An 8,336-nucleotide genomic window follows, 5' to 3' on the forward strand; every position below is an offset into this window, starting at 1 on the left:
TTCATTCCTCCTTGCCGGCTTGATCGTTTATGGTCGGCAGGCTGTCCTCCGGCATGAGCCGGTTCCATTCCTGCATGAATTCCCTCAATGTAATCCGGGGCGTGTACGAAGCCGCGGAACGTTCTCCCGCCGGCGTCCGAGCCGGCTCGGGCAAGGCGAGTCCGCGCTCCCGGAGACGGTACAGCGTCTCCCGGATCAGCGAGGCATGGCCTCGTTCGTATGCGGCGTCGATCAGCTTGCGGATGGCTTCCCAATAAGGAGTGCCGGCCGCTTCAAGGCGGTAGGCGGATGCCGACCCCCGTTCCCGGTTGTACAGATAAGCATAAGCGGTCCGGATCTCGAGCGCCATGGATTCCTTTTCCTGCGGGACGCTGCCGCACCTGTTGCGCACGGGCTCGGCTCCGCGGCCCGTATCGCCGAAGAGAAGCAGAGAGCTCATCGCGTCCTCCGCGTAGCTGTCAAGATTGCGGTGTTCCGTCTCGGGGATGAAGAAGGTGTCGTTCTCCGCATACCACGAGCGGGTCTTGATGGCGGATTCGGCAGGGGAGCCGATCAGATCCATCGGGAAGAAAAAGACCTGGCGCAGCGGAGCCAAGCTGCCTGCTGCCTCGAGCAGGCCTTCCCGCCTCTGGCGGAACCGGTCGAGGAACTTCTCCGCTTCCCGGATATTGCCGGGAGTCGTGATGATGGACAGCGCGGATTCCGGATCCTGCACGACCGAGAAGCGGCCTCCGATGACGGTAATGCCGTCCCGGGCGCTTCCTTGGAATTGAAGCTTGCTGCCGCTGCCGCCGGCTGGCGGAATCGTCGCGAACAGGGAGCTGCGGAAGCCTTCCATCGTCAGGTCGTAGGCAATCGGCTTGACGAGGGACGAGCCCGGCCGATCCATCAGGGAGCCGTCGGCATCCTTTGCAAGCAGGCTGTCGCCGCCGGGAAGCGGATACCATCCGATGCTTGCCGGCAGGTAGAGCCCGTCTCCCCGGGAGAAGGCGAGGAAGCTTTCGCTGCCGCTGCTGCCGATCAGCCATTCGTTCCAATCCCCTTCGTAGCCGACTTCCACGCTTTGGACGGGCAGAGCCGGATCAAGCAGGCTTTCGCGGATTCGGAGCTGATCCCCGGTGCGTTCCCAGGAGACGGGGTTGCCGTTGATCCGGACCGACCGCACAGACATCGAAGGATACAGCAGCAGCGTCATCTCGCCCGGGTGCTTGTATTGAAGCTTGCTTCGGCCGTCCGCCGCCTCGAGCCGGCCCCGGGGGGTCGGAACGGACAGCTCCGCATCGGCTTCCACACTTCCTCCCGCCCGGCGAGCGATATGAAGCTTCATGCTGTCCAACTGGAACCGGTAGGCGTTCTGATCCTTCACCTGGCCGAGAGCGGGAGCTGCTGCTGCCAGCGATTCCATATGCTCCGTCCGATCGGATACAAGCGAGGCATAGGGAATGAAGGCGGCTCCGGCCGCAAGCAGCATGGCGATGGAGACGAGCCATGGCTTTCTTGGGCGAAGGGGCGGCTTGGCCCTGCCGAGCAAGGCGCTTGCCGCCGTCAGCAGGACCAGCGCGGAGAACGCCATGAACGGGGCCAGGCGGCGAAGCTCGGGTCCTGCCAGCACGGACGACCAGACCTCATGCCCGGCCAGATCGGAATCCAGCAGCGGCTGGAGGTAGAACGCCTTCAGCCAAACCCATTGATAAACCTTCACGACATAGGCTTGAAGGAACAGCGAGCCGAACACCCATGCGCAGAACGCGGCGGGAAGCGAGAAACGCAGCGGCAGCAGGGAACCGAGAAACAGCCCGAGGGCAAGCGAAATTCCGTAGGACTGCACATACAGGAGGGCGAACCTTCCAATCTCCGACGCCATGGAGGCCAGCGGCAAGGCGTGGCGGAGTGCGGAGACCGCATAAGCGGCGTTGATGGCGGCGATATAGAGAGACATGTAGAGGAAGCCGCCGATCCATTTGGCGCACATCCAGCCCCATGCGCTCAGCGGAAGCCGGAACAGCCACTCGCCGGAAGGATGCAGCAGGTCTCTGCGAACGAGCAGGACGCCGAGCAGCAGCGGAATCGCGGTGGTCAGCGTCAGCAGCATCGCATGCGTGGAGGAGGCGTACAGATTGACGTCCTGCGACGACAACGGATTGGGCGAATACGTATGCAGGAGCATCCATATGCCGGCTCCGAACGGAAGCAGCAGCGTCCAGCGCAGCAGCAGCAGAGACTTCAGTTCCAATGCGGCTTGCCTGAAAATTACAGCCATGAGGCGTCCGCGTCCTCCTTGCTGCGGCTGACAAGCGCAAGATAGCCTTCCTCCAGCGTCGGCGCCACCCGCTCCGCGAACGGAGACGGAGGGCGGTCGCACAACGCCCGGCAGCGGATGCCTTCCTCGGTGCGTCTCGCGGACAACAGGCCTTCAAGCGGCATCCGGCGCCATTCCGTTTCGGATGCTTCCCAGGACCAGGTCCGGTCCTCCGCGAACCCGGCCAGCCCTTCCGTGCTGCCATGATGCAGGAGCCTGCCCTCGCCGAGCACGATGACCTCGCGGCAGCTTGCCCCGATGTCGCCGAGCACATGCGTGGAGAGCAGCACGACCCGGGTCGCGGCCGCCTCGGCCAGCACCCGTCTCAGACGGATCCGCTCCTCGGGATCGAGCCCTGCCGTCGGTTCGTCGACGATCAGCAGATCCTTGGAGCCGAGCAGCGCCTGGGCGACGCCCAAGCGCTTGATCATTCCGTACGAATAGGAGCGCGCCGGCTCGTCGGCTTCCTGGCGGAGATTGACCTGCTCCAGCACCTCTTCCACCCGCCGCATCCGCTCGGCGCGGCTGCCTCCCTGAAGAGAGGCGGCATGGGCCAGCCACTTGCGGGCGGAAAACTGAGGAAGCATCCGCACCGTCTGCGGCAAATAGCCGATCCTGCTTCCGTTGACCTTGAAATCCCGGACGGAGCTTCCTCCGAGCATCGCGTCGCCGGTCGTCGGCGGCAGCAGTCCAGCCAGCAGGCGCATGAGCGTCGACTTGCCGGCGCCATTCGGTCCGAGCAGGCCGTGCATGCCTTTGCCGAGCTCAAGGGACAGGGGCCGAAGAGCCCACCGGTCTTTATATTGTTTTCCAAGCGTATGGACGGAAAGCATAGTGTTGGTCCTCCTGCGCAAATGACGACTGTCCGTGTCAAAAAGTTTCTTTGTCCTCCATTATAACATTCCGCCGCCTGCCAGTGGGGAGGGAGCGGCCAGCCGGCTGCCAGGCGACGATGCCGGCCGTTCCGGGATGAAGGATTCGGCCGAGGCAAGGACTAATATAAGAATAGAAGAAAGAGATCGACGTTGCGGACCGGCTTGGAAAGCAGGCTTTTGGGGAGCTGAAGGATAGCGGGAAGCTGCAGGGAGGATAGTTGAAAATGGATGAAAAACAGGAGAAGAAAGCAATAGGCAGGCGAAGTCCGGCTCCTTGCGCCTATAAGGTCGAGCCGGCGGGCGACCGCGCGATGATGATCAGCCTGCATCAGGCAGATCCGGATGGAGCGCCGCTGCAGGATCGACTGGCCTCCGCCGCCCGCTGGCTGGAGGAGGCGCGATGGAGCTGGCTGCTCGACGCCGTTCCCGCCTACGAAACTCTGCTTGCCGTGTACGATCCCGTTCGGCTCATGAAAAGCATGAAGCCCGGCCCGGACTATCCGGGCACGGGCTTGCTTCTTCCTTATGAGCTTGCCGGCGAGATGATGAGGGAACGATTGGCGGCGCAGCCCTCAAGGGGAAGTCGGGAGGAAGCCGCCATCGTCCGGATTCCGGTCCGCTACGGCGGCGCAGACGGTCCCGATCTGGAGGAAGCGGCATTCCGCAGCGGCCTCGGGGCGGAGGAATTCGTCCGTCTTCATTCCGCTCCCCTCTACCGGGTCGTCATGATCGGTTTCCTGCCGGGCTTCGCTTATTTGGACGGGCTGCCGCCGGAGCTGGCCCAGCCGCGCAGAAGCTCGCCCCGTCCGCTGGTGCCGGCAGGATCGGTCGGCATCGGCGGCGGGCAGACGGGCGTGTATCCGTCGGCATCTCCCGGCGGCTGGCAGCTGATCGGACGCACAGAAGCCAGGCTTGCGGATTTTGGAAGGGAAAGGCCTTCGCTTTTGCAAGCGGGCGACCGTGTCCGGTTCGTACCGGAATAAGCCGCAGGCGCAAGACCGGTCCGTCGCTTCATTGGATGGTATGACGTCGAACAGCTCGCAGGAGCGGCCGGCAGCCCGGCTCCAGCGGATTCCGGCGGTACCGAACGCGTCCCTGCTGCGCCATATTGGAAGAGCCGTTATTCCTCGTATCTGGACAGGGCAATGACCGCATTATGTCCGCCGAAGCCGAAGGAATTGGACAGGCCGGCATGGAGCTCCGCCTTGCGCGCGTGAAGAGGCACATAGTCGAGATCGCATTGGGGATCGGGGTGGGTCCGGTTCGCAGTGGGCGTGACGAGGCCTTCGCGCAGCATCTGGACCAGGGCGATGGCCTCCACGCCGCCTGCCGCTCCGAGCATATGCCCGGTCATGGATTTGTTGGCCGTGACGGGAATCCGGTAGGCATCGTCTCCGAAGACGCTCTTGATCGCTGCGGTCTCGGACAGATCGCCGACGCCGGTGCCGGTGGCATGGGCGCTGATGACGCCGATATCGTCAGGCGCCAGGCCGGCTTCGGCCATCGCCAGCCTCATCGCGGCGGCGGCCCCGCGGCCGGCGGGCTCCGTAGCTACGATATGATAGGCATCGGAGGTGGCGCCGTATCCGATCACCTCGGCCAGCGGCTCCGCTCCGCGCGCCAAGGCATGCTCCAGCGGCTCCATGACGACGATGCCGGCTCCTTCGGCCATGACGAAGCCGGTGCGGAGCGCGTCGAAGGGACGGCTGGCCGCGGCGGGATCGCCTTCAGGAGAGGCGAGGGCAGTCGCGTTGCCGAAGCTGGCGAGCGCCACAGGCGTCAGCGCCGCTTCGGCGCCGCCGGCCAGCACGATGTCCGCTCCGCCGAAGCGGATCAGACGGAAGGCTTCGCCGATTGCCGTATTGCCGATCGAGCAGGCGGTTACGGGAGCGAGCGACGGGCCGAGCGTCCCGTAGCGGATGCTGATCATGGCCGCCGCCATATTTGCAATCATCATCGGAACGAGCGTCGGGCTGACGCGGCCGGGACCTCTCTCCTCCAGGATGCGGGCCTGCTCGATCAGCGTGCCGATGCCGCCGATGCCCGAGCCGACATATACCCCTGCCCGCTCCGAAGACAGCTGCTCCGCCGATAGGCCTGCCTGGCGGACCGCTTCTTCGGCCGCGGCCAAGGCGAACTGGACGAACCGGTCCATTTTCCGGGCTTCCTTGCGGCCGAAACGGGCTTCTCCGTCCCACTCCGGGATGATACCGGCAATGGCATCGCGGCCGGTCTCCGACGGGAAAGCATCGATTCGCCGAATGCCGGAGCGGCCGGCGGACAAGCCTTCCCAGAGCGCCGGCACGCTGCAGCCGAGCGGGCTTACCGCTCCCATGCCGGTAATGACGACGCGGCGGCCGCCGGATGCCGTACCGCGCTGATGCTCCGCAGGCCGGGATGGCGATTCCGCGGCCCTGTATTCACGGTTTTCGGATGTAGCTGGCTTCATGTGAAATTCCTCCTCGGCTTTGCTTTACATGCAGTTTGGCATAGCTGTTATCCTAGTACAAGTTGTCGTTTATACTAGAATAAACACTACCCGGATAAGGCATATGGAGGGCGAAAGGAGACATCAATGAACCGGAAAGCAAGGCTGGAGGCTTTATCGGCTTTTTTGAAATCGCGGCGGATGGCGCTCTCTCCCGAGGCGGCAGGACTGCCGGCAGGGGGCCGCAGGCGCACGCCTGGATTGAGAAGGGAAGAGGTGGCTCAGCTGGCTGACGTCAGCGCGACCTGGTACACCTGGCTAGAGCAAGGACGGGATATCCGCGTCTCGGCTTCGGTGCTGGATGCGGTCGCCAAGGCGCTGCGCCTGAATGCCGACGAGCGGCGGTATTTGGCTGCGCTGGCGCTGGAGGGGACAGCGGAGGGCGAGGAGCTCGCCCCCGAATCCCGTCCGCAGGAGCTGTCGCCCGCGCTGCGGCTGATCGCGGACCAGCTTGTCAGCTGTCCGGCTGTCTTTTCGGACCGGAGATGCCGAATCGTCGGCTGGAACGAAGCCGCCGCCAAAGTATTTCTCGACTTCGGGATTATTCCGCCCGACGCGAGGAACATGATCCAGCTGCTGTTCACCCGTCCGGAGCTGCAGCGGCTGGCCGTCAACTGGGATGAATTCGTGCGCGGCTACTTGGCTATCTTCCGTTCCTATTACGGGCAGTATGCGGATGACGACTGGTATGAGGGCTTCATTCGGGAAATGGAGGCCAAGCATCCCCGGTTCGGGGAGCTGTGGGAGGAGAGCCGGGTCAGCACCGCGCCGGAGGTCATCCTGGAATTCCGGCATGCCAAGGCGGGACGGATGCAGTTCCAGCTGACGAGCCTGCGCGTTCAAGGCGGGCAGGATCTTCGCTGCAGCATTTATACGCCGGCGCCGGATACGGGGACGGACCGCAAGATGGCTCGGCTGATGGAGACAGGCAGGAGCTTGGCGAGCGGGGGAAATGGACGGCAAGCGTCCGATGGAGAGCCATGAGCGCTGCCGTGGCGGCAGGTGCCGGAACGGCAGCCGGGATGGAGCTGCGGGCAGCCGCACAGGCGATCGGCCGCAGCCTTGGATAGCTTATCCGGAGAGGCTGAGCTACACTGGTAAGGTGGAATCTGTTGCCATCCGAGCAGGCAGGGCGCAGGCGAGCGGATGAGCTGTCGGCCGCTGCAGATGCCGACTGCTCCGCAGAGTCCGGAGCGGATGCTGGCAAAGTTGGACAGACGGCCGATGCTTTCGGGGCAGGCTGCTTGGGCCGTCGAATCGTTGCGGGGGGTGGGGGCTGTGCGAACGGAGCTTGAAATCGTCAAGGCGGGCATGCTGCTCGAAGTCCAGGATCGGGGAAGGCCGGGCTGGCGCTCGCAGGGAGTGCCGGCTGGAGGCGCGATGGATTGCTGGTCGCTGCAGGCCGCCAATCTGCTGGCCGGCAACAGAAGGGATGCCGCGGCGCTCGAGATGACGATGTCGGGACCCTCTCTACGGGCAGGCAAGGACGGCCTGCTCTGCGCCCTTGCCGGCGCGGACATGGAGGCAAGCGTGGACGGCGTTCCGCTGCCGCCGTGGCGGACCGTCTATGTGATGCCCGGCCGGCTTCTGGAGATCGGCAGGCGCCCCCGCGGCTGCCGCGSMKRTMAKCGACCCGWYGYCSCCCATTCGGGGGTGTCATGCGGCTCTTTGACAAACGGGATCTTCTTCTCCCGCAGCTCTTTGTATGCCGCGTCCACATCGTCCACCTTGATGGTGACGGCCATCCGGTCGCTCGCGCAAAATTCATGTCTGCGGTCCATCGCCGCCAGCCCTTCGCCGGTGAGCGGCGGTTCCAGCGCGAGCCGGATGTCCCCCGTGAGGAACTCGGCATAAGGGGTCTCTTCGGTGCCATGGAGCACATGCAGACCCAGAATGTCCCGGTAGAACAAAAAGCTGTCCCGGACACTGGGCACAAACAGGCGTATAGGGGAGATTTTCAATGACATTCCCTCCGCGTGCTATTATTCCTGCCTGCATCTCCCTCCGGCTTCAGCTGAGCAAGGCTCCCAGGGGCGGCAAGTATGATCAGAATACCACGACTTCGACGGGGCCGTTTCTTACGGATCGCTATGCCGTTCAGGCGAAAGGCAGTACTCAGCGTCAGAGGTGTTCCTATAGCGAAAAGCAGTACGCATCGGTTGGCCCCGCGCGGCGTCCGGTCAATCCCAATCGCTGGTCGCCTTCTTGGCGTTGCGTCGCTCCTGCTTGTTGCGCAGCCGGTTCTCGGCGGGCGTTATCGTCTTGCGCGCGGCGGACTGCTCCTTGCGGGCGACACGGGCGAGCTCGCGTCCGGTTTTCAAATAGTTTTCATACCGTCCGGCATCCAGCGTGCCGTCGGCAAGCGCCGACTTCACCGCGCAGCCCTGCTCGCGCTTGCTATGGGTGCAGTCGGTGTAGCGGCAGCGGGAGGCGAGCTCCTCGATATCGGAGAAGGCGCCAGCATGGCCGTCGGGGGAGCCTTCGCTGTCCCACAGCTGCAGCTCGCGCATGCCGGGGGTATCCATCAGCAGCGCGCCGCCGGGGAGCCGGAACAGCTCGCGGTGAGTCGTCGTATGCCGTCCCCTGTCGTCCCCGCCTCTAACGCCCTGCACGCGCTGCTCCTCGCTGCCGGCCAGGGCTTGCTGGAGAGGATCAACCGCTCCGGCAACAAGCC

At 64.4% G+C, this 8,336-nt stretch carries 7 protein-coding genes and 1 pseudogene; 3 read left to right on the plus strand and 5 right to left on the minus strand.

The window, feature by feature from the left end; all coding sequences use genetic code 11:
* Position 1: 1 nt before the first annotated feature.
* Together BN871_RS04145 and BN871_RS04150 are read right to left on the minus strand one after the other, a co-directional pair.
* Positions 2-2,260: a hypothetical protein gene (locus tag BN871_RS04145; protein WP_048744748.1), complete on the minus strand. Its 2,259-nt coding sequence runs from the start codon at positions 2,258-2,260 to the stop codon at positions 2-4.
* Positions 2,251-3,132: an ATP-binding cassette domain-containing protein gene (locus BN871_RS04150; protein ID WP_048744749.1), complete on the minus strand. Its 882-nt coding sequence runs from the start codon at positions 3,130-3,132 to the stop codon at positions 2,251-2,253. Before BN871_RS04150 ends, BN871_RS04145 begins: the two co-directional genes overlap by 10 nt.
* A 266-nt stretch (positions 3,133-3,398) precedes the next feature.
* Between BN871_RS04150 and pxpB the strand changes: the two genes are divergently transcribed.
* Positions 3,399-4,157: a 5-oxoprolinase subunit PxpB gene (gene pxpB / locus BN871_RS04155; protein ID WP_048744750.1), complete on the plus strand. Its 759-nt coding sequence runs from the start codon at positions 3,399-3,401 to the stop codon at positions 4,155-4,157.
* A 137-nt stretch (positions 4,158-4,294) separates the two neighbouring features.
* Here pxpB and fabF read toward each other — a convergent pair whose 3' ends face one another.
* Positions 4,295-5,623 (minus strand): beta-ketoacyl-ACP synthase II, encoded by a 1,329-nt coding sequence (gene fabF, locus BN871_RS04160; RefSeq protein ID WP_083436220.1) that lies wholly within the window; start codon positions 5,621-5,623, stop codon positions 4,295-4,297.
* A 126-nt stretch (positions 5,624-5,749) separates the two neighbouring features.
* Here fabF and BN871_RS04165 point away from each other — a divergent pair, with 126 nt between their 5' ends.
* Together BN871_RS04165 and BN871_RS30095 are read left to right on the plus strand one after the other, a co-directional pair.
* Entirely contained in the window at positions 5,750-6,646 is an 897-nt protein-coding gene (locus BN871_RS04165) for a helix-turn-helix transcriptional regulator (protein WP_048744751.1), read from the plus strand.
* Between the two features lie 327 nt (positions 6,647-6,973).
* Positions 6,974-7,273 (plus strand): annotated as a pseudogene (locus BN871_RS30095) (hypothetical protein); the annotation flags it as partial.
* Here BN871_RS30095 and BN871_RS30100 read toward each other — a convergent pair.
* Positions 7,228-7,629: a VOC family protein gene (locus BN871_RS30100; protein WP_083436221.1), complete on the minus strand. Its 402-nt coding sequence runs from the start codon at positions 7,627-7,629 to the stop codon at positions 7,228-7,230. The pseudogene BN871_RS30095 and the gene BN871_RS30100 overlap by 46 nt on opposite strands.
* Positions 7,630-7,842: 213 nt before the next feature.
* Positions 7,843-8,336 (minus strand): GTPase RsgA (gene rsgA / locus BN871_RS04175; protein WP_048744754.1); only part of this gene is annotated, 494 nt, incomplete at its 5' end.

The organism is Paenibacillus sp. P22 (assembly GCF_000469945.2).
Classification (GTDB): Bacteria; Bacillota; Bacilli; order Paenibacillales; family Paenibacillaceae; genus Paenibacillus_O; species Paenibacillus_O humicus.